Origin of the sequence: uncultured Microbulbifer sp. (genome assembly GCF_947498635.1) — a bacterium.
Taxonomy (GTDB): domain Bacteria; phylum Pseudomonadota; class Gammaproteobacteria; order Pseudomonadales; family Cellvibrionaceae; genus Microbulbifer; species Microbulbifer echini.
The window spans coordinates 1-20,070 of the sequence record NZ_CANMKV010000021.1 but is presented as its reverse complement, the minus strand read 5'-3'; the positions used below and the strand labels follow the sequence as shown (position 1 = coordinate 20,070).

15 protein-coding genes are annotated in these 20,070 nt (G+C 54.0%); 11 read left to right on the top strand and 4 right to left on the bottom strand.

Features of this window, described 5'->3' with window-relative positions; genetic code table 11:
* The first annotated feature begins 90 nt into the window (after nucleotides 1-90).
* Both Q1A69_RS12165 and Q1A69_RS12160 read left to right on the top strand, forming a co-directional pair.
* The gene (locus Q1A69_RS12165) at nucleotides 91-882 is read left to right on the top strand and encodes a UDP-2,3-diacylglucosamine diphosphatase (protein WP_299585645.1); all 792 of its coding nucleotides are present in this window, start codon (nucleotides 91-93) and stop codon (nucleotides 880-882) included.
* The gene (locus Q1A69_RS12160; protein ID WP_299585643.1) at nucleotides 879-2,564 is read left to right on the top strand and encodes a GNAT family N-acyltransferase; all 1,686 of its coding nucleotides are present in this window, start codon (nucleotides 879-881) and stop codon (nucleotides 2,562-2,564) included. The genes Q1A69_RS12165 and Q1A69_RS12160 overlap by 4 nt, the downstream gene beginning before the upstream one ends.
* A gap of 60 nt (nucleotides 2,565-2,624) precedes the next feature.
* On the opposite strand, the gene Q1A69_RS12155 is transcribed toward Q1A69_RS12160, so the two are convergent.
* Nucleotides 2,625-3,911 (bottom strand): aminotransferase class I/II-fold pyridoxal phosphate-dependent enzyme, encoded by a 1,287-nt coding sequence (locus Q1A69_RS12155; RefSeq protein WP_299585641.1) that lies wholly within the window; start codon nucleotides 3,909-3,911, stop codon nucleotides 2,625-2,627.
* A 154-nt stretch (nucleotides 3,912-4,065) separates the two neighbouring features.
* Entirely contained in the window at nucleotides 4,066-4,932 is an 867-nt protein-coding gene (locus Q1A69_RS12150; RefSeq protein ID WP_299585639.1) for a DUF6279 family lipoprotein, read from the bottom strand.
* A 294-nt stretch (nucleotides 4,933-5,226) separates the two neighbouring features.
* Between Q1A69_RS12150 and nagB-II the strand changes: the two genes are divergently transcribed.
* Together nagB-II and nagA are read left to right on the top strand one after the other, a co-directional pair.
* Nucleotides 5,227-6,225 carry a glucosamine-6-phosphate deaminase NagB-II gene (gene nagB-II / locus Q1A69_RS12145; protein ID WP_299585637.1) on the top strand — a complete coding sequence of 333 codons (999 nt, stop codon included), beginning with the start codon at nucleotides 5,227-5,229 and terminating at the stop codon, nucleotides 6,223-6,225.
* Nucleotides 6,226-6,279: 54 nt separating this feature from the next.
* Complete coding sequence (nagA, locus tag Q1A69_RS12140) at nucleotides 6,280-7,407, top strand: N-acetylglucosamine-6-phosphate deacetylase (RefSeq protein WP_299585635.1); 1,128 nt, start codon at nucleotides 6,280-6,282, stop codon at nucleotides 7,405-7,407.
* A gap of 23 nt (nucleotides 7,408-7,430) precedes the next feature.
* Here nagA and Q1A69_RS12135 read toward each other — a convergent pair whose 3' ends face one another.
* Entirely contained in the window at nucleotides 7,431-8,507 is a 1,077-nt protein-coding gene (locus Q1A69_RS12135) for a LacI family DNA-binding transcriptional regulator (protein ID WP_299585633.1), read from the bottom strand.
* A 198-nt stretch (nucleotides 8,508-8,705) separates the two neighbouring features.
* Nucleotides 8,706-8,954 (bottom strand): hypothetical protein, encoded by a 249-nt coding sequence (locus Q1A69_RS12130; RefSeq protein ID WP_299585631.1) that lies wholly within the window; start codon nucleotides 8,952-8,954, stop codon nucleotides 8,706-8,708.
* Between the two features lie 368 nt (nucleotides 8,955-9,322).
* On the opposite strand from Q1A69_RS12130, the gene edd reads away from it, so the two are divergent.
* From edd to Q1A69_RS12095, 7 genes are all read left to right on the top strand, one after another.
* Complete coding sequence (edd, locus tag Q1A69_RS12125; protein ID WP_299585629.1) at nucleotides 9,323-11,140, top strand: phosphogluconate dehydratase; 1,818 nt, start codon at nucleotides 9,323-9,325, stop codon at nucleotides 11,138-11,140.
* A 52-nt stretch (nucleotides 11,141-11,192) separates the two neighbouring features.
* The gene (gene zwf, locus Q1A69_RS12120; protein ID WP_299585627.1) at nucleotides 11,193-12,653 is read left to right on the top strand and encodes a glucose-6-phosphate dehydrogenase; all 1,461 of its coding nucleotides are present in this window, start codon (nucleotides 11,193-11,195) and stop codon (nucleotides 12,651-12,653) included.
* A gap of 56 nt (nucleotides 12,654-12,709) precedes the next feature.
* Complete coding sequence (pgl, locus tag Q1A69_RS12115) at nucleotides 12,710-13,420, top strand: 6-phosphogluconolactonase (protein ID WP_299585625.1); 711 nt, start codon at nucleotides 12,710-12,712, stop codon at nucleotides 13,418-13,420.
* A 21-nt stretch (nucleotides 13,421-13,441) separates the two neighbouring features.
* Nucleotides 13,442-14,071, top strand: a complete 630-nt coding sequence (locus tag Q1A69_RS12110) for a bifunctional 4-hydroxy-2-oxoglutarate aldolase/2-dehydro-3-deoxy-phosphogluconate aldolase (protein WP_299585622.1) — start codon at nucleotides 13,442-13,444, stop codon at nucleotides 14,069-14,071.
* 142 nt (nucleotides 14,072-14,213) lie between these two features.
* A complete protein-coding gene (gap, locus tag Q1A69_RS12105) occupies nucleotides 14,214-15,248 on the top strand; it encodes a type I glyceraldehyde-3-phosphate dehydrogenase (protein ID WP_299585620.1) in 1,035 nt (344 codons plus the stop codon).
* Nucleotides 15,249-15,380: 132 nt separating this feature from the next.
* Nucleotides 15,381-16,817, top strand: coding sequence for a pyruvate kinase (gene pyk / locus Q1A69_RS12100; RefSeq protein WP_299585618.1), 1,437 nt, complete (start codon nucleotides 15,381-15,383; stop codon nucleotides 16,815-16,817).
* An 800-nt stretch (nucleotides 16,818-17,617) separates the two neighbouring features.
* Nucleotides 17,618-20,070, top strand: a 2,453-nt coding sequence (locus tag Q1A69_RS12095; RefSeq protein WP_299585616.1) for a DUF6531 domain-containing protein, incomplete at its 3' end; no start/stop codon positions are given.

The following is a 20,070-nucleotide window of genomic DNA, read 5'->3' as shown; positions in this document are numbered from 1 at the left end:
ACCGTGTGTGACGCTTACTTTGGCGCCCAGTAAGTCGTTTATCAGCCCCTGATTGCAAGTTGATCACTGATCAAAGGTTGGAACCTTGCTATGAGCAATCGCTACCGTGCGCTGTGGGTATCCGATGTCCATTTAGGTAGTAGAGACAGTGAGCCCCACCGGCTGGCGGACTTTCTGGCACAGAACCGTGCCGATAAGGTGTACTTGGTGGGGGACATTTTCGATATGTATGCCCTATCCAAGGGCAGGGGCACTTGGTGTCAGGCATCTTCCCTACTGCTGGGTATGCTTTCGGAGTTGAGCAACCTTATCCCGGAAGTCATTTATATCCCCGGTAATCACGATGCCCCCATGCGCAGCTGGGCGGGTAAGCGACTGGGTAATATCCGGATTGAACGGGACTGGGTGCACACTGCTGCGGGCGGCAAGCGCTACTGGGTCACCCATGGGGATCAATTTGAGCACCATATAAAAATTAATCCGGTTAGTTACCACATCGGTGACCGCAGTTATTACCTGATGTTGCGCTTGAACCGCTGGATTAATTATTGGCGCAGTCGTTTCAATAAGCCCTGGTGGTCTCTGGCCAGCCAGATAAAAAACCGGGTGGGTGCGGCCCGGCAGATGATGAGTGACTTTGAACGTGTCGCCGTTGCTGCGGCGGACGCTCGGGGAATGGATGGAATAATCTGTGGGCATATTCATCGCCCGGCGCTACGCAGTAAAAATAATGGTGGTAGCCCGGTAATTTATGCCAATTGCGGTGACTGGGTCGATTCAATGAGTGCCGTAGTGGAGCAACAAAATGGCAACCTGGAACTGCTGCATTGGTACCAGACGCCGAAAATAGCCAGCATAATGACAGAGGTGGTGGCCGCATGATTCAATTTGAAGCACTCTTGCAAAAAAATACCTGGTACAGCGCAGCACCACAAAAGCCAACGCGAAAATTGGTTTCCGCCACTCTGAAAAAAATATGCTGTGAGGAGAGAATTGTCGACTTGGGGCGGCGCTATCCCCACTTGGGGGGATTGGATTTTATTCGTCAATTATTTACCGATTTGAATTTTCGTTATGAATTAAATCCCTCGGAATTAGAGCGGGTGCCGACAACGGGTCCCTTGATTATCGTTGCCAACCACCCCCTGGGCAGCCTGGATGGATTGGCACTGATCGATATGGTGGCGAGGGTGCGCCGAGATGTGCGCGCAGTTGCTAGTGAATTGCTGTGGAATATTAAACCTCTGCGCTCCTACTTTTTGCCGGTGGATAATTTTAATGGGCGTACCCGCCGTGCGGATGTACAGGGGATTTATGATTATCTGGATCAGGGGGGGGCTGTAATTATTTTTCCCGCCGGAGAGGTTTCACGCCTCAGTCCCAAAGGCGTACGCGATGGGCGTTGGAATCCAGGATTTGTCCGCTTTGCGGAAAAGGCCAATGCGCCGATTTTACCTATGCAGGTACTCGGCAGGAATTCCTGGTGGTTTTACGGTTTGTCAATGATGAACAAGCCCCTGTCCACACTTTGGCTGATTCGTGAAATGTTTAAGCAGGCCAGTCGAGGGATTGATATCCGAATTGGCCGCCCCCTGGAGGCGGAGCACTTCCGCACCTGGCCATTGACGCCTCGCGCCCAGGCTGCGCTCTGGCGTAAACATGTTTACCAGCTGCATCGCTCTCCCGCGCCCCTGGGCCCGGAACTTATTGCAGCTGCGGAGTCTCAGGCAGAGGTTGAAAAAGTCATCCAAAGTTGTGAAGCATTGATTGCCCAGGGAGAGTTTTCTGTACGCCTGTATCGCCAGGGGGCGGATTGCCCGGTTATGCGGGAGCTGGCGCGGATGCGTGAAATCGCGTTCCGCGCAGTAGGTGAGGGTACTGGGCAGAGCCGGGACTGGGATGCCTTTGATGCGCACTATGATCACCTATTGCTCTGGGACCGCAAGCGCCGGCAAATTGCCGGCGCTTACCGCCTGGCGTGCACTGAGGTATTAGCGGAAGATGAAATCTACAGCAGCACTTTATTCAATTACCCAAGCCCACCACGACAATGCCTACCGGGCTCTGCGGAACTTGGACGCAGTTTTTTGCTACCGGAATACTGGCGAGGCAAGGGCTTGGATCTGCTCTGGAGTGCTATTGGTCAGTGGGTTTTACGCAATGATGTACGTTATTTATTTGGCCCGGTTTCTATGCCGGGCAGTTTCTCTGTGCGGGCGAAATCTGCAATTGTGCGCTACTTCTCTCATTATTTTTCCCCGCAAAATTCCTTGGGAGATGCGCGTCTGCCTTTCCTGCAGGCTGGTGGGCCCCTGCCATTATTGTCGGGGAGCTCTATTGCGGATATGCGCCAATTAAAGTTGCTGCTGCGCGAGGAGGGCGTAGTCCTGCCGCCGCTTTTTAAAAAGTATGCAGCATTGACAAGGCCGGGCGGTACCAGCTTTCACGCCTTTAACGTCGATCCGGATTTCTGCGATGCAGTGGATGGGCTTGTGGTTGTTGACTTAAGCATGGCCGAGGAAAAGTTCGCGCGGCGCTATTTATCCAGTGAAAACGAAGTGTGAGTAAAAAGGGCGGCCAGTTAAGGTGCCCTTTTTATCGATTAATACGATCTTTCTAGGCAGCTACCCCTTCTGGTATAGCTGTTCCAGTCTTTGGCGTACACTCGCCAACTTCACACACAGCACAAAAACTGCCATGGCGGTATCGAGTTCCTCCAGGGGAGGAAAGCTCGGCGCTATGCGGATATTACTGTCCTCTGGATCCTTGCCGTAGGGAAAGGTAGCTCCGGCCGGCGTCAGTTTTACTCCAGCCTCCGCGGCCAGGTTTACTACCGCCTTGGCACAGCCCGGACGGGTATTAAAGGAAACAAAATACCCTCCTTGTGGTTTCTCCCATTGGCCCAGATTCATACCTTCCAGTCCGTTATGCAGGTGTTCCAGCACGCAGTCAAACTTGGGTCTAAGGATAGTGGCGTGTTTGCGCATATGATCCTTGAGGGAGGTACACTCGGTAAAAAAGCGCGAGTGTCGCAGCTGGTTGACTTTGTCGGGACCAATGGTCATTGCCTGCATTTGTTGCTGCAGAGACTTCAGGTTGTCACCAGTGGCACTGACGAAAGCCACACCACTTCCGGCGTGGGTCACTTTGGAGGTGGAGGCGAATTGAAGCACAGAATCTGCAGTGTCATTTTCCAGAGTGGCCGCACGAATACTGGGGAGGCTGACGTAGTGTCCGAGATCGTGTACGGCATAGGCGTTGTCCCAGAAAATGCGAAAGCCCGGGTTAGCGATTTGCCCGAGTTGTGCCAAGCGCTCTACTGTTTCCTCGCTGTAGGTAACGCCGGTGGGGTTGGAATACTTGGGTACACACCAAATACCGATGATCTCGTTATCCTCGCGGATATGCTTTTCGACAAGATCCATATCGGGGCCCTGCGCATTCACGGGGATATTGATCATGCCAATCCCCAGTTGTTCGCAGATGGTGAAGTGCCGATCGTATCCGGGCACCGGGCAGAGAAACTTCGGTGCCTTCAGCTCGCGCCAGGGGGTATTGCCGGCAAATCCGAACAGGTAGCCAGTTAGCACTGCGTGATACATCAGTGTGAGGGAGCTGTTGCCACCGGCGATGACTTCCTCTGTGGGCACCTGGAGCATATCCGCACCCAGTTCGCGGGCACAGGTGAGCCCGATCAAGCCGCCGTAATTGCGGGTGTCTGTACCACCGGCGGCGCGATAGTCGCCGGAAAGGATACCGTCGAGTTTATCGGATAGATTCAGTTGCTCGGTTGAAGGTTTGCCGCGGGTGATGTCCAGATTCAGTTCGTGTTGGCGGATGCGCTCATAGTGGGTGCTCAACTCTTTTTCCCACTCCACTAACTGGCTAATACTGGCGGATTCGATTTGCACGTGATGTCCCCTGGCTGGTCATTGGAGGCGGTGAGCTTAGCAGTATGAAGCGGGCTTCGTCAGCCCCGCAGCAATGCTTTTAATGGTTGTCCTCGTGTAAATTTGGAGTTCTCGCCCAAGCTGTGGGTTCTTTGTTCTATGCTCACCCACTCGTTTATTGGCTGGCTAAGGCGCGGAAATCCTGTGCATATTCTCTGAGGTTGCGGCTCAGGTGGCGCCGTTGCGAGGGGCTGGTGCTGGTTAATATTTTTTTTGCCAGTGTCTGCGCCTGCTGTTGGCGTTGTTCTTGGGCTTGGCGATATTCGGCTGACCAGAGCTGTTCTGGTTTAAGTAGCAGGCTGCGTATTTCTTCCAGGTAACCCTCAGGTTTACTGTGTAATAACTCAAAGGTTTTTGATTGCCACAGCCTGCGTTGTTCGATGCGTTGTAAAGGGTTGTATTCCATCTTGGCGACCCAGGCAGAGATCATATTTTTTTGCGCCTCGGTAAGGGTGCCGAGCCAGCGAATACTTTCCTTGCGTATAATTTTGTCTCGCTTGTGCTTAATTTTCTCTGGTGAGCGTTGCCACTTATCCAGGGTCTTTTGTTCTTTTTTCCACAGGTTACCCTGTAGTTCCTTAATTTGTTGGTCGCTCAGTTGCGCAGCCAAAGGCAGTATTAAGTTGTAGGTGTTTTCACTGGCCACTTTTAGAAACTGATGAACCTGTTTTTCTATTGGTTGCAGTTGAGGGTTTTCCAGTGCGCCCTTATCCACTCGGTCTGCCAGGTTGTCGAGGAAGTTGGCGTATCGTGGGAGTTGGGTTTGTCGATGCCAGCGAAAAAAGCTGTTGAGGGCCGCCTGTAATTCGCCCTTCTGGTTTCTGTCCAGTTCGACATATTTGTGGACTTTCCAGCGAATCCAATAATCCACATTGTTATAGGCAAACTGGATGCTGGAGCAGCTGCTGATGAGCAGTAAGAGAATTAGTAACGCAACGTTGCGCCAGTAACGGTGTATTGGCGTGCCACCGGCCTGTGCCATTGACTTTTTCCTGTAAGCATTGCCCGACTGTTACCGGGGAATTATTAAAAAGCATAGATGATTGGGGGGCACGCGCCGTTTGGCGCGCAATCACTTTTCAGGGTAAATCAGTAGGGGAAGTCCTGCTTTTTGTGCTCGGGGAAATTGCAAATAGAAGTGACAATACTCACCCTGCGCAGCAATACAGGGCTCCCAGTATGCGGCCAACACATAGACTGATAACTGTAGCCCTCTCCGCTTCATTGCAGGGAGGGCTGAGCCCCGTGGAAAGTGATAGCCCGAGTGGAGGGCAGTATGGCCACCACGACTATGGAAGCCGAAGCCCGTGAGGCTCCGGCAAGAATAGCCGAACAGTTGCGCAGTAATGCGAAAGTCATGGCGCGGCTGGGGGAGCGTTTACGTGCGCATTCGCCGCGCTTTGTGATGATTGTTGGGCGCGGTTCATCTGACCACGCCGGTGTCTTCGCCAAGTACCTGATCGAGATAGAAACGGGAACGCCGACCTTTGCCGCAGCGCCCTCGGTTTCCAGTGTTTATGGGCGCAAGCTAAAGCTGGAAGGTGCTCTGGTGTTGGTAATATCCCAATCGGGGCGCAGCCCGGATATTCTCGCCCAGGCAAAAATGGCCAGGGACTGTGGTGCTTATACCGTCGCTTTGGTAAACGATGAACAGGCGCCCATCAAGGACATTGTCGATCAGTTGATCCCCCTCAAGGCGGGCCCGGAAAAGGCAGTGGCGGCGACCAAAAGTTATTTGGCGACGCTCTCTGCGATTTTACAACTGGTGTCCTGTTGGAGCGGGGATAAATCCCTGGGGGATGCCCTGGCAAAACTGCCAGAAACTCTGCAGGCGGCGGTCCGCGCGGAGATTCAATTGCGGCCTGAAGATTTGGCTTCTGTGCAAAACTTGGTTGTGCTCGGTCGCGGACCCGGTTATGCGATCACCCGCGAGCTGGCCCTGAAGCTCAAAGAGGTATGCAATATTCACGCGGAGTCTTTTTCCAGTGCGGAGTTTTTACATGGGCCGGTTACCCTGGTTGAGGACAGGCTGACGGTGGTGAATGTCCCCATTGAGGATGAATCATATGTTGCGCACAGTGAGCAGATCGATGACATCGTGCGCCGGGGAGGTACCCTGATTAACCTACATGTGCCCAGCAAGGGTGTACACCCGCGCATCGCGCCTCTGGCATTGTTGCAGCGTTTTTATATCGATGTTGCCCATGTGGCTGTAAATCGCGGTATTAATCCCGATGAGCCGGCAGGTCTGAAAAAAGTCACCCAGACCGTGTAATAATTTACCGGAAAAACTTACGACCAAGAATTATTTTAATGCTAAGGAGGGGGTGTGGCTTTTGCCCTGGTCGCAGAGACACTATTTGACGGTGAGCAGACTCTGCAGGATGTGCCCCTGGTCGTCGCCGATGATGGCCGCATTGTTTCCATCGGTGATTCGGCCCAGGGCACAGCGCCCTATGTCCGTGGCTTGCTAGCGCCGGGATTGGTTGATGTGCAGGTGAACGGCGGCGGTGGTGTGCTGTTTAATCAAGAGCCCAGCGTTGCCGGGCTGCGCACCATGGCCGAGGCCCACGCCCGTTTTGGTACCACGGCTTTTTTACCTACCCTGATCACCGACCGCCTCGACGTTATGCAGCGCGCTGCCAATGCGGTCAGTGCCGCACTGCGGGAGCGGGTACCTGGTGTCGCGGGGATTCACTTTGAAGGGCCGCATCTGAGTGTGCCGAAAAAGGGTACCCACGAGTCGTCATTTATTCGTCCCCTCAGCGCTGAGGAGTGGGGAATTTATGCGCGGGAGGACCTGGGGGTAAAGGTCGTTACCCTGGCACCGGAAACAGTTCCGGTAGAGGATATTCATCGATTGGCAGCGATGGGGGTGCGGGTTTGTCTCGGTCACTCCAATGCCGATGGTGAAACAGTGCGCTTGGCGCTGCGTGCGGGCGCCGTGGGCTTTACCCATTTGTACAATGCGATGTCGCCGTTGCATTCCCGTGAACCCGGGATGGTGGGGACCGCTCTCGTTAGCGATGAAGCCTGGTGCGGAATTATTGCCGATGGTCATCACGTCAGTGCGGAGGCTATGACGCTTGCCCTCAAAGCCAAGCCGCGTGGAAAACTGCTGTTAGTCACCGATGCCATGTCTCTGGTGGGTAGCGATGCGCTGAGTTTTCCGCTGTATGATCGAGTGGTGACCCGAGAGGGGGACAGGTTGACCTCCACTACCGGAGAGCTGGCCGGTTCGCACCTGGATATGATGGGTGCGGTGCGCAATTTCAGCCGCTGGTGTGGCTTGGAAATTAACGAATCCTTACGCATGGCAAGCCTGTATCCATCCCAGTTCCTGGGGTTGCAGGGGGGGAGGATCGCCCCTGGCGCCAGGGCGGATTTGATTTTGCTCGATCGGCATCTTCGGGTGCAAAAAACCTGGATCGGTGGGTGCCCGGTGTACGGCGAATAGCGCTTCGGTTGTTCGGTGCGGGTTTACGTTTGGGGGTTTAGGGTCCTTTCCGCCACAGGTCCGCTGGAGTCCCGTACGACCAGTGTGGGGGTGAAGCTGCGGCGGAGGTTGGTGGTTTTCCTTCCAGCTTGCTGCTGATCCTTTTCTTGGTTTCCCCGGCACTGAATGCGCTCCAGCACCAGCTCGGCGGCACAGCGGGCAATGTCTTCATTGGGTTGTTGGGCCGTGGTGAGCTTGGGCCAAGTTTGGCGTGAAAAGGGGCTATCTTCGAAGCCGGCGATGGAAAGCTGCTGTGGCACCTCGATATTCAGCATGCGCGCGGCAAACAGTGCGCCTGCGGCAATTTCGTCATTGCCGGCAAAAATAGCCGTGGGGGAAGTGGGTGAATGCAGCAGCGCCGTGGCTCCGGCCACACCGGAATCAAAAGAATACTCTCCCTCTTTCACCAGCTCGCTCTCAAAAGGCAGTCCCGCTTCCCGCAGTGCCCTCCTGTAGCCCGCCAGGCGACCCAATGTGGAGTAATGTTCGGTGCCGCCGCAGAGGTAGCCGATGTGCTTGTGGCCCAATTGCAGTAAATGCTGGGTAATGGCGAAGGCGGCAGCCTCGTCATCAATATGGATGCAATTTTCCTCCAGCTGAGGAGAATCTTGTGCAGAAATAATTCGTACGAACTCTACATCCAAAGATGTCAGGGTATCGATTACCGCGGGCGTTTCCGAGAACGGTGGGGTGAGTACTAGCCCGGCAACTCGGCTCTGCTCCACCAGCTTGCGTAACTCCCTGTGAATAGAGTCTGTGTGGCCGCTGCCGGGGTGGATTAAAAGCTCGTAGCCCTGCGTTCTGCAGGCTTCGAGAATGCCATTTTGCATATCGATTACATAGTAGGCATTTGGATTGTCGTAAATAAAGGCAATGGAGTAAGAGTGGGTGCCAGCTAAGTTGCGCGCCGCTAAATTGGGGTGGTAGTTGAGTGCTTGCACCACATTCATAACCCGTTCTCGGGTGCTGGAGCGCACAGAGGGCTCATTGTTGATGACTCGCGAGACTGTCTTGATCGATACGCCAGCGCGCTCGGCCACGTCATTAATGGTGACTTTCATCGATATCAATCCTTCTCGCAAAATCCGCAGTAAAGGGTGGGCTTTGGCCCCTGGTGCACTATTGCCTCCGGCCCACTGCTTCCCCAGGCCTTGGGGCGGCCATACAAAGACAGTCTGGCAGTAGTTTAGAAGCTCAGCTGGAGGTGGATTCTAGCAATAAAGTAACTCTGCATATGAGGGGCAAGGCTCAGCGACCCTCTATTTTTGTAATTTTCTTACATTCCTGTGCTTTGGGTCTTGAATCCAGAGTCCTGCCTTTGCTCTATCTGTGGTACTAGTTTCTTCTTTATGTTGATTTAAATGACGCTCAGGCAGGCTGGTCAGCCCATTTTGTTGATTGTGGGTATTTACTGGAAAGGGGCGCTTGATGTTTTTTGTAGTTTTACTACATAATGCACTCCAACGCGCTTGCCCGATGTTTTGCGGATGCATTCCTTGTTTTGTCATCGGGGTCCCTCCTCCGGCGGTGGGGGGGAGGTTTCGATCTGTTCGACCCACTAGTATCCGGTGCGGCTTGCGGGTTCCAGCAAAGGTTGCCCTTAGCAAGAAATTCCACTCTTGGTGGCCAAAAAAGCCTTCAGGTGTTTTTTTATTTTCTCCTTGGTTCAAGGTTGCGGCTAAAGCGCCCTGAGGGGAATAAAGTCCTTTAGCGTTCTCGCTCCTTGTCGGGTGATGGGGCGTCGGTTGCACTACAACCCAGTCAACCGGCGGGGGATTTTCCGCCGGGATGTGCGATCACTGGTGGTTCAGGCCATCGCAATATCACGTCGGCACGGGTCTTGGGCTGTGCCGCAGCAGATTAATACGGAAAGGTCATGGTTCACAGCAAGGTTCAGGCAGTTACCGAGCGTATTATCCAGCGCAGTGAAGAAACCCGCGCTCAGTATTTGGCGCAGGTGGATAAGGCACATATTGAAGGGCGTGCCACTGAGCACCTGTCCTGTGGCAACCTGGCCCACGCAATTGCCGCTTCTCCGGAAAAGGATAAGCAGCTAATTGCCTCCGGCCGCGGGCCCAACCTGGGTATTGTCACCGCTTATAACGATATGCTATCGGCGCACCAACCCTATGGAACCTATCCAGCTCGCCTGAAGGAGGCTGCGGCGCGCTGTGGCGCTACTGCACAGGTGGCCGGGGGAGTGCCGGCGATGTGCGATGGCGTAACCCAGGGGCGACCGGGAATGGAGCTGAGTCTCTTTTCTCGCGACGTAATCGCCATGTCCACGGCCGTAGCCCTGTCTCACGATGTGTTCGAAGGTGCGATGTTCCTTGGTATCTGCGACAAAATTGTGCCCGGGCTGGTCATCGGTGCTCTGGCGTTTGGTCATCTGCCCTCGATTTTTGTGCCGGCAGGTCCCATGCCCACCGGCCTTTCAAATGCCGAAAAAGTACGAGTGCGCCAGCTGTATGCAGAGGGCAAGGTGGGCCGCGCCGAGTTACTGGAGGCGGAGAGCGCCTCCTATCACAGTGCTGGCACCTGTACTTTTTATGGCACTGCCAACAGCAACCAGATGCTGGTGGAAATCATGGGCTTGCAGTTACCTGGTAGCTCTTTTGTCAATCCGGGGACCGGTCTGCGCGATGCCCTGAATGAGGCGGCTGTCGAGCAACTGGCAAAAATCACCGAGCCCAGCCAGCACACGCCGATTGCCCATATTCTCACGGAGAAAGCCTTCGTCAATGGTGTGGTGGGCCTGCTTGCCACAGGGGGCTCCACCAATCATACGCTGCATATGGTGGCGATGGCTCGCGCCGCTGGAATCCAGCTCACCTGGCAGGATATGGCGGACCTCTCCGAGGTGGTGCCCCTGCTGTGCCATGTCTATCCAAACGGGACTGCGGATATCAACCATTTTGCCGCCGCCGGCGGTATGCAGTTGCTGATCCGCGAGTTGCTCTCCGCTGGTCTCTTACACGCCGACGTGCATACCGTACTTGGTAATTCCGGGCTGGAACCCTACTGCCGCGATCCCTTCTTAAACGATGCTGGGGACGGCGTGGTATGGCGTCCCACCGCGGAGGAGAGCGGTGACACTGCGGTGATTCGCTCAGTGAGCGACCCCTTCTCCCACCACGGTGGTCTGCAACTGTTAGAGGGGAATCTCGGTCGCAGTGTGATCAAGGTCTCCGCGATTAAACCGCAACACCTTAAGGTGAAGGCGCCGGCGATAGTACTGCACAACCAGGATGAGCTATTACAGCGTTTTAAGGCTGGCGAGCTGGAGCGGGACTTTGTCGCGGTAGTGCGTTTTCAGGGACCCCAGGCAAACGGTATGCCGGAACTGCACAAGCTGACCCCAACTCTAGGGGTATTACAGGACCGGGGCTTCAAAGTGGCACTGGTGACCGACGGGCGTATGTCCGGAGCTTCCGGTAAGGTGCCGGCCGCTATTCATATGTCGCCGGAGGCCGTCGAAGGTGGCCCCATTGCCAGGGTGCGCGACGGTGACATCGTCGAGCTGGATGCAGAGGCCGGGGTGCTGCGCGTCCTGGTTGACGAGCAAGAGTTTGATGCACGCGAAATAGTGCAGTGCGATTTGTCTGGTAATGCCCGCGGTATGGGTCGCGAACTGTTCGCGAATATGCGCGCTATTGCCAGTGGTGCCGAGAGCGGCGCCAGTATTCTTTATTAATGAATGCGCTGCTGCGTAGCCGCGCAAGAGATACGATTTCAGAGAAAAATTTATGTCTAAACCATTTGATATGGTGTTGTTTGGTGGTGTTGGGGACCTTGCCCTGCGCAAGCTGATTCCGGCGCTCTACCGTGCCTTTAGGGAGGGTAGCCTGAAAGAGGGGTGCCGTGTTCTCCCCGTTTGTCGCCACCAGAAAGATGCCGATCAATATTTACAAACCGCGCATCAGGCTCTGCAGCAATACCTGAGTGATGGCGAGTATTGCAGTTCCATCTGGACAGGCTTTAGTCAGTTACTACGCCCTATCTCCCTGGATATTTCTGTGCCGGATGAGCAGTGGGAGCACTTGTCGGATATCCTTAGTTCCGCCCCGCAGCGGGTGCGTCTTTTTTACCTGGCCATTCCGCCCGGTGTTTTTGGAGCCTGCTGTGAAAACCTCTCCGCTAAGGGATTAATCAGTAAAAATTCCCGTGTGGTGGTGGAGAAACCTCTCGGTTATAACGCTCAATCTTCCGATGAAATCAACAGCAAAATCGCCAGCTACTTCCCGGAAAACAATATTTTCCGAATTGATCACTACCTGGGAAAGGAAACCGTACAGAATCTGTTGGCGCTGCGTTTTAGCAATGTGTTATTTGAGCATTTGTGGGATGCGAAAAGCATTGATCATATTCAGATCAGCATTTCAGAAACGGTTGGCTTAGAAGGGCGCGCTGGTTTTTATGATGAAACCGGTGCGATGCGCGATATGGTGCAAAACCATCTTTTACAACTCCTGTGCCTTATCGCGATGGAGTCCCCCAATTCTATGACCGCAAAAAATATCCGTGCGGAAAAAATCAAAGTGTTGGAGGCGCTGCGTCCACTCAGTGGCGCGAAAGTGGATGAGGATGTGGTGCGCGGTCAATATATGGCTGGAGAAATTAATGGGCAAAAAGTGCCGGGGTATCTGCAGGATTTGGAGGGCGACGCCAGCGCGACGGAAACCTTTGTCGCCCTGCGCGCCCATATCGACAGCTGGCGCTGGGCCGGTGTGCCCTTTTTCCTGCGCACTGGCAAACGTATGGAAAAACGCTGTGCTGAAATTGTGGTGCAGTACAAAAAGGTTTCCCATCACGTTTATGGTGAAGATGCCGGTCATGTCATTCCTAACCGCTTAGTGATTCATTTGCAGCCGGAAGAGAGCATTAAGTTGGTATTGATGGCTAAGAAAATGGATAGCCTGACCACAGAGCTGCAGCCCGCGGAATTGAATTTAACCCTTTCGGATACCTACGACAGTTTCCGTAGTGACGCTTATAAGCGCTTGATGCTCGATGCCGCCGCGAATAATTCCGCCCTGTTTATTCATCGCGATGAAGTTGCAGCGGCCTGGGCCTGGGTCGATCCGATTATTGAGCACTGGCGTGAAACCAGCGATCAGCCCAAACCCTATCCGGCGGGTAGCTGGGGGCCGCAAGAGGCCAGTGAGTTACTGGCCCGCAGTGGTCGACACTGGTTTAACGCCAAGTAATAAACAGGCGGATTACCCTTTTTTAGGGTAAACCCCAACATTGAATGGAAGTATTCATGGCAGAAGAAAAATTTTTCACAAATCGTGAGCGCCTCGTCCAGGCTCTGGTCCACGATTGTGCTTGCGAACTGCAAAAGGGCTTGAAAGAGCATGGCCAAGCCACTTTTCTGGTTTCTGGCGGCAGCACCCCTGAGCCTGTTTATCGCGAGCTTTCCAAGCGCCCGCTGCCCTGGTCACAGATTACGGCGGCGCTGGTCGATGAGCGCTGGGTGGATAAATCTCACGAAGGCAGTAACCAAGCGTTTATTGAAAAAAGCCTGATGCAAAATTTTGCCGCGGAAGCTTCGCTACTCGGTATGAAAAATGCCCATACCAGCGCTGCTGAGGGCGAAGCCGATTGTGAGCGAGTCTATGCCGAGCTGATACGCCCTTTTGATGTTTGCATTTTGGGTATGGGCAACGATGGTCACACCGCCTCTCTTTTTCCCCATGCACAGGGTCTCAAGGAAGCGTTAAATCCTCGCTCCGAAAAATTGTGCAGTGCAATCACCGCACAGCAGAGTGCCGTAACCGGTGCGAATACCGAACGAATGACGTTGACTCTGAGTGGGATTTTACAGGCAAAAAATATCAAGCTGCTGATCACCGGTGAGGAAAAATTGAAAGTGTACCGTGAGGCCCTTCTCGGCAGTGATGAAATGGAAATGCCAGTGCGCAGTATTCTCAAGCAGGGGTTGAAACCGATCACGGTGTATTGGGCACCTTAACGAATTACTTGGAATTGATTGATGCAGAAAAATATCGCCGACATTTTGCAGGTTGCTGGTGTGGTCCCAGTGTTGGTTATAGAGCAGGCTGAAGACGCGCTGCCCCTGGCGGAAGCTCTGCTTGAAGGTGGTTTGCATGTACTCGAAGTCACCCTGCGTACAGAGGCCGCTCTGGCGGCGGTGGCGCTTATTGCGAAACATCTGCCCGAAGCCCATGTGGGCACCGGCACGGTGCTGAATAGCAATGATCTGCAGCGCTCTGTCGATGCGGGAGCCGGCTTTATGGTGAGCCCGGGAGCTACAGAAAAATTATTGGATGCGGCGGAAAAAAGCGAGGTGCCGCTGCTTCCCGGCGCTGCCAGTGCCTCCGAGGTGATGCGCCTTTACGAGCGTGGTTATCGCTACCAGAAATTCTTCCCAGCCGAAGCTGCGGGTGGTGTGCCCATGTTGAAATCTCTCGCCGGCCCACTGGCGGAAGTGCACTTCTGCCCAACCGGCGGCGTCAGTGCCAAGAATGCAGCCGACTACCTGGGCCTCAACAATGTGATTTGTGTGGGTGGCTCCTGGATGGCTTCCAGTGCCCTGATGCGGGAAAAAAACTGGGCAGAGATCACCCGTCTGTCCCAACAAGCCGTGGCTCTGAAACCTTAACTCAATCGTACTTTGTGGTTGGAGAGGGATCGTTGATGAAAAATGCGAAGCTGCCAGGCTAGCCGTAACAAATGTTTGCTAGGGTGTGCTCATCGTTGGGTGCACTGGGGAAATCAGAAGCTAATAAAAAAGGTAACGCCTGATGAGAATTAAAATTGCCATCAATGGTTACGGCCGTATCGGCCGCAATGTCACCCGCGCCATATACGAATCCGGTTACAGCGATCGTATCGAGCTGGTTGCGATTAATGATCTGGCTCCGGTTTCCTCAAACGCACACCTAACCCGCTTCGATACCATTCACGGTCGCTTTGCCACGGAAGTCAAAGTGGATAATGACGCCCTGATTATCGGTGGTGAGCGTATACAGGTTTTCCAAGAGCGCGATCCAGCCAGGCTACCCTGGAGAGCACTGGGTGTGGATCTGGTGCTGGAGTGTACCGGCCGCTTTACGGATAAAGCCTCTGCCTCCGCGCATATCGAAGCTGGCGCTGCGGCAGTGCTGATATCCGCGCCTTCGAAAGATGCGGACCTCACCGTGGTTTATGGGGTAAATGATCGCGATCTGACCGCGGATCATCGCGTGGTTTCCAATGCCTCCTGCACGACCAATTGCCTGGCTCCAGTGGCGCAAGCATTGCAGTGCGAGCTGGGTATAGAGCGCGGCTTTATGACCACCGTGCATGCCTATACCAATGATCAGAGTACCCAGGATGCGGTACATGCCGATATTTATCGGGCGCGCGCTGCGGCCGACAATATGATTCCCACCAAGACCGGTGCGGCTGCGGCCGTGGGTCTGGTGCTCCCGGAATTAAGGGGACGCCTGGATGGTATGGCGGTGCGGGTACCAGTGAACAATGTTTCCCTGGTGGACTGCCAATTTATCGCAAGCCGTGATACGACTGTCGAGGAGGTGAACCACATTATGCAGCGGGCCGCTGGAGGCAGTGATGGTATTCTGAGCTATTGCGATCAGCCCCTGGTTTCTGTGGACTTCAACCATACTAGCGCTTCCTGTCACTTCGATGCCAACCATACTCGTGTGAACGGTAATTTGGTTAAAGTAATGGCTTGGTATGACAACGAATGGGGTTTCTCCCACCGTATGCTGGATACGAGCTTGGCTATGGCTGCGGCCCAACAATTGGATCTGCCGGTGGCGGAGTCTGCCTGAGCACATTGTTTATAGAGGGGTATGGGAAAACCTGTGAATTCGTCTTGTATCTTAGCGGGGCAAAGTCATCGAAAAGAAGACAGTTCACCGCTCACATAAATTATTCATTTAACGAACATTTGACGGGATCCTATGATTCGCCATACAAAAATCGTCGCCACCTTGGGGCCCGGTACAGACAAGCCGCGCGTTATCGATGAAATGATTCGCGCGGGTGTCAATGTTGTGCGCATAAACTTCTCTCACGGCTCCGCCGATGACCATCGCCGCCGGGTGCAAGAGGTACGCGATGTGGCAACTGCACAGGGCAAAACCGTCGCGGTGTTGGGGGATCTCCAGGGTCCGAAAATCCGTATTGCCCGCTTTGCCGAGGGTAGTGTATCCCTCGAGAACAACGACGAATTCACTTTGGACCTCGACTGTCCGCCGGAAGGTGGCGATGCGCATCGCGTGGGGGTGGATTACCCCAGTCTGATCAGCGATTGCCATTCCGGCAACATTCTCCTGCTCGACGATGGCAAGATTCGCCTGGAGGTCACGGGTACAACACCGAGCAAGCTTTACTGCCGCGTTTTACAGGGGGGTAAGCTCTCCAATAACAAGGGAATTAACCTGCTGGGTGGTGGCTTGTCTGCGCCAGCTCTGACAGAAAAGGATTATCGGGATATCAAACTGGCTGCGGAGCTGAACGTGGATTTCCTCGCGGTGAGTTTCCCCCGCTGTGCCGAGGATCTGGAAACTGCCCGCAAGGCTATGGAGGCTGCCGGTAGTCAGGCGGCTATAGTGGCTAAGATTGAACGGGCCGAAGCGGTGGCCAACGATGCGCAGATGGACGCTCTGATTCTCGCTTCAGATGCCATTATGGTGGCCCGCGGCGATTTGGGTGTGGAGATTGGCGACCCCGCGCTGGTTGGAGTGCAGAAGAAACTGATCAACCGTGCCAATGCCCTCAATCGCGGTGTGATCACCGCGACACAAATGATGGAATCCATGATTACCAGCCCGACGCCCACGCGCGCCGAAGTGATGGATGTGGCCAACGCCGTGCTCGATGGTACTGATGCGGTAATGCTCTCCGCCGAGACCGCCGCCGGTGATTACCCGGTGTCTGCGGTCGAATCTATGAGTGAAGTCATCGTAGGCGCGGAGCAGTATCTCGGCAGTGTGCCTTACACACCACAGGAGCACGGTGCTACGAATCGTATAGACACGGTTATTGCTCAGGCTGCGATCGATGTCGCCTCCCGTGTAGAGAACCTCTGTGCCGTGGCGGCGCTGACCGAATCTGGGCGCACCCCACGTATGATGTCGCGCGCCAACACTCGCCTGCCCATTTATGCGATGACACGGCACCCAAACGTTGCGCGGCAGCTGGTACTTTTGCGCGGAGTAGAGCCCATTAGCTACGATCCGGCCACCGTACCGCTCGGGCACCTCACCGAGTCGATTATTGAAGTGCTGGGCTCGCGTATTGACTTGCAAAAAGGCCAGCGTGTACTGATTACTCAGGGTGAGCGCCTCAATGTGGGTGGGCAGACCAGTTCCATGCGTATTAAAGAAATAGAATAGTTCCTACGGTGTAAGCCATTACTAACTCCGGGCCTGAGGAGGTTAGTAATGGTTTTAGTAGTGCTGGGAGTGTTGATCCGTTTACTGGGCTCCTTGATTGAACGGCCTGAGTCTGCTCCCTCCTAATTACCCTCCACGCTTTATCGGGTGTCACTCTAATAATCAACTAATAACGCTTAGCTGAATTTATCGGCGCTAGCACAGCCGTAAATTCTGTGTTTAAAAAAAGCTGTGGTTGGATTTTCTTAAGAAATACGAATTTTATTTTTCTCGTAGAGACTTTTATTAAATTTTCTACACACGTTAGCGTTTCGCGCTCATCGATTGCCTTAAATCGAATGTTTTCTGTTATTTTGCCGGCGTAGCTCTTTGTACCAGTTGTCTTACTCGTGTAATGCCGTTTATCTATCCCCTCTGATCTATTTGCGGTAATCTGCCTCGATAGGTCGCAATTTCAGGTATCCCTTACCGGTAGCTTTGGCCTCATCCCATCCGAGCACCGGTGAATTGGAACTACTGGCAATTAGATTTTCCATAAGCCACAGGGGTAATGAGGTTCACTATTTAAGATTTCACAGATTGTGATTACCCTAATTCAACCACTTTTATGTGATTCAGCGGTATAGAAACTACAGCCGTTGATTGCGGAATGAACAGTTGGGTATCGGTAAGGAGCCTGGCAATCAAGCCGGGGATTCTTACATTAGAGACGAGAAGGTAAATTGGGATGATTTATCGGATCAGGAAATGATAACAGAGAGCTGGCGAAAAGCGGGCTTACGGCGTTTGAAGGATTATCCATGCAGCTAAGTGTCGAGAATAGACAAGGCATTCGTTATATGGTCCGGGTTGGCTGGGCGTACCAGATGGGTATCCCCATGAAGGTGGATGCCACCCAACTCCTATCTATGTTTGATAACGCTGTAATTCAGGAAATCTACGAGCACTTTTTTGGCCTGAATGGTATTTCCTGTAACGTGCTGAGTGTCAGTATCCAGTCCAGCCAGGCGGGCACGGTCTTTCTCGGCCCCCTGAGTGAAGCACCGGGCCACCTCAGCAGTCGGGAAAAAGAAATCTACCTGGCCCTGGTACAAAACCGCCTCATTATCGAAGAAGCCCCATTCGCGGCTACAGCGTTGGCCGACAAGCAGGCTGAGCTGATCACCAAGATCCGTATGGGGTTGCAACAAATTGTTGCCCAAGAGCGCGCAGAAGCGGCACTTATTCAGCAGCGCCACGAGCAGCGCTCAAAGCTCGAGAAGGTGGGCGCCTATATCGATCGTGGTGCTACCGGTGTGGGTAATGCCGCCTGGGGGCTAGCTGTTTGGGCCAAGGATGTGCTGGAAGTGGCAGCGCTAACCCATCCTTTGCGCCAGTCGATTGAGCTGAGCAGCGCTACGGCCAATTATCTGCTCTATGACAAAAGCTTTGAGGAATCCCATCGGGAATATTTATCGGCCGTTCAACGGGAAGTTGTCGATGTACTCGGCTTTGACCCATCCCAGATTACTAAGCAGCAATTAGAGCTGGCCTGTGAGGTAGCCCAGCTTATTTATGAAGACCCGGCGTTGCGCGATACCATCTTCCGCTTTGCCCAGGATTACGTGAGCGCCCAGCACAGCCTGGAAATTACCGAGATGGCGGGCGGCGGTGCCTTTGAGATTATTCTCACGATCGTACTGGCGGCAGTTACCGGTGGCGTTGGGGCAGTAGCGGCCATGGTGAAGAATGCGCGCCTGTTAAAAGCCTTCCGCGGTATTGGCGATCTGATGTTGGATTTCGCCAAGTTAAAAAAACAACGCAACCTACTTTCGAAAAAGCGCGGCGGCAATGCCAAGGGCAATGGAGCCAGCTTCTCCGATTTAAGCACTTCAGAGGCTGCGGCACCGCCCTCTTCCAGCGGTTCCTCGCCGAGTAGCTCTTCCTCCAGCAGCAGCTCCTCTAATGGTTCCAGTAACAGCAATCAAAGTAGCCAGGGGAGTGGATCAGGCTCCAATGCCGATGGTGGAAACCAGGCCAGCGGCAGTTCCACTTCCAATGAACCGGATAGCGCCAATAGTGAAACTGGCACCAACCAAAATGGTAGTACTTCTCAGTGCAATGCGAATGCTTGTGAGGGCGGCGAGCCGATTAACTTAAAAACGGGTGAGGAGCGCCTCACCCTGGTGGATACGGTTCTGGATGGCCCACTGCCTCTTACCGTAGCGCGCACCTACCGCAGCAGTAATCCCAAGGACTTCGGTATGGGGCACGGCTGGACCCATACCCTGGGCGAAAAACTGCTATGGCGCCCTGGCAAAGCGGTGCAGCTCCACGATGCTGAGGGCCGAGTGATTAACCTGCCGGCACCGGGAGATAGCGGCCGCAGCCACAATGTGGTGGAGCAGTTAACGCTTACTCGCGTTAATGACGAGCATTGGATAGTTACCCCCTACGGCGCCCCCAATGGAGTGCAGAGGCACTTTAAAGCTATCGGGGATAAGGGGACTCTTAAGCTTGCAGAAATTCGCGATGGTTACGGCAACTTCTACCTGTTCCACTATATCGATGAGCGTTTACTCTGCATCGAGAGCAGTCTCGGTGAAGCCCTGCATATCAGCCCACCAGAAGGGCAGGCTAAGAGCCTGCGTATTGGTGAACTGAAAAAAGAAACCCGCGATGGCCACATTAAAGTACTCGCCAACTATGAGTACAGCGATGAGGGCGACCTGATCAAAGCCACCGATGCTGATGGCCACAGCGAGCAGTATCAGTACCGCCAGCATGTTATTAAGCAGCGTACCCTAAAAACCGGCTACCGCTTCCACTTCGAATGGGATGCCGAAGGTCCCTCGGCCCGCTGTGTACGCCAGTGGGGCGATCCTATCGATGGGCAGGCCACTTACAACTACCAGTTTGATTGGGATGATGATGGCAAGGGTGTCACCGTAACTGATACCCGCGGCGGTAAAGAGCGCTATCGCTTTAACGACCGCGCCCTGCCCATTTATCACCGCGACCCTGAAGGTGCTGAGACCCTTTACAGTTACAACGACCTGGGCCAGATCACTAAGGTACAGCTGCCAAGCGACGATGGCAGCTTGCGCGAAGAGATTTATCAATACGATGATCAGGGCCGCTTGGTACAAAAAACCGATGCCGCCGGCAATAAGCACCGCATTGAATACAATAGCGAGGGCCTGCCCGCAAAAGTTACGGACCCTGCGGGCAATAAGTGGCAACGCGAGTACAACAAAAAAGGTCAGATCGCTGC

Bases quoted from the DNA above. Each gene is read 5' to 3' on its own strand.
- Q1A69_RS12165 (WP_299585645.1), top strand. From the start codon at position 91: ATGAGCAATCGCTACCGTGCGCTGTGGGTATCCGATGTCCATTTAGGT.
- Q1A69_RS12160 (WP_299585643.1), top strand. From the start codon at position 879: ATGATTCAATTTGAAGCACTCTTGCAAAAAAATACCTGGTACAGCGCA.
- Q1A69_RS12150 (WP_299585639.1), bottom strand. From the start codon at position 4,932: ATGGCACAGGCCGGTGGCACGCCAATACACCGTTACTGGCGCAACGTT.
- nagB-II (WP_299585637.1), top strand. From the start codon at position 5,227: ATGGCCACCACGACTATGGAAGCCGAAGCCCGTGAGGCTCCGGCAAGA.
- Q1A69_RS12135 (WP_299585633.1), bottom strand. From the start codon at position 8,507: ATGAAAGTCACCATTAATGACGTGGCCGAGCGCGCTGGCGTATCGATC.
- Q1A69_RS12130 (WP_299585631.1), bottom strand. From the start codon at position 8,954: ATGACAAAACAAGGAATGCATCCGCAAAACATCGGGCAAGCGCGTTGG.
- edd (WP_299585629.1), top strand. From the start codon at position 9,323: ATGGTTCACAGCAAGGTTCAGGCAGTTACCGAGCGTATTATCCAGCGC.
- zwf (WP_299585627.1), top strand. From the start codon at position 11,193: ATGTCTAAACCATTTGATATGGTGTTGTTTGGTGGTGTTGGGGACCTT.
- pgl (WP_299585625.1), top strand. From the start codon at position 12,710: ATGGCAGAAGAAAAATTTTTCACAAATCGTGAGCGCCTCGTCCAGGCT.
- Q1A69_RS12110 (WP_299585622.1), top strand. From the start codon at position 13,442: ATGCAGAAAAATATCGCCGACATTTTGCAGGTTGCTGGTGTGGTCCCA.
- gap (WP_299585620.1), top strand. From the start codon at position 14,214: ATGAGAATTAAAATTGCCATCAATGGTTACGGCCGTATCGGCCGCAAT.
- pyk (WP_299585618.1), top strand. From the start codon at position 15,381: ATGATTCGCCATACAAAAATCGTCGCCACCTTGGGGCCCGGTACAGAC.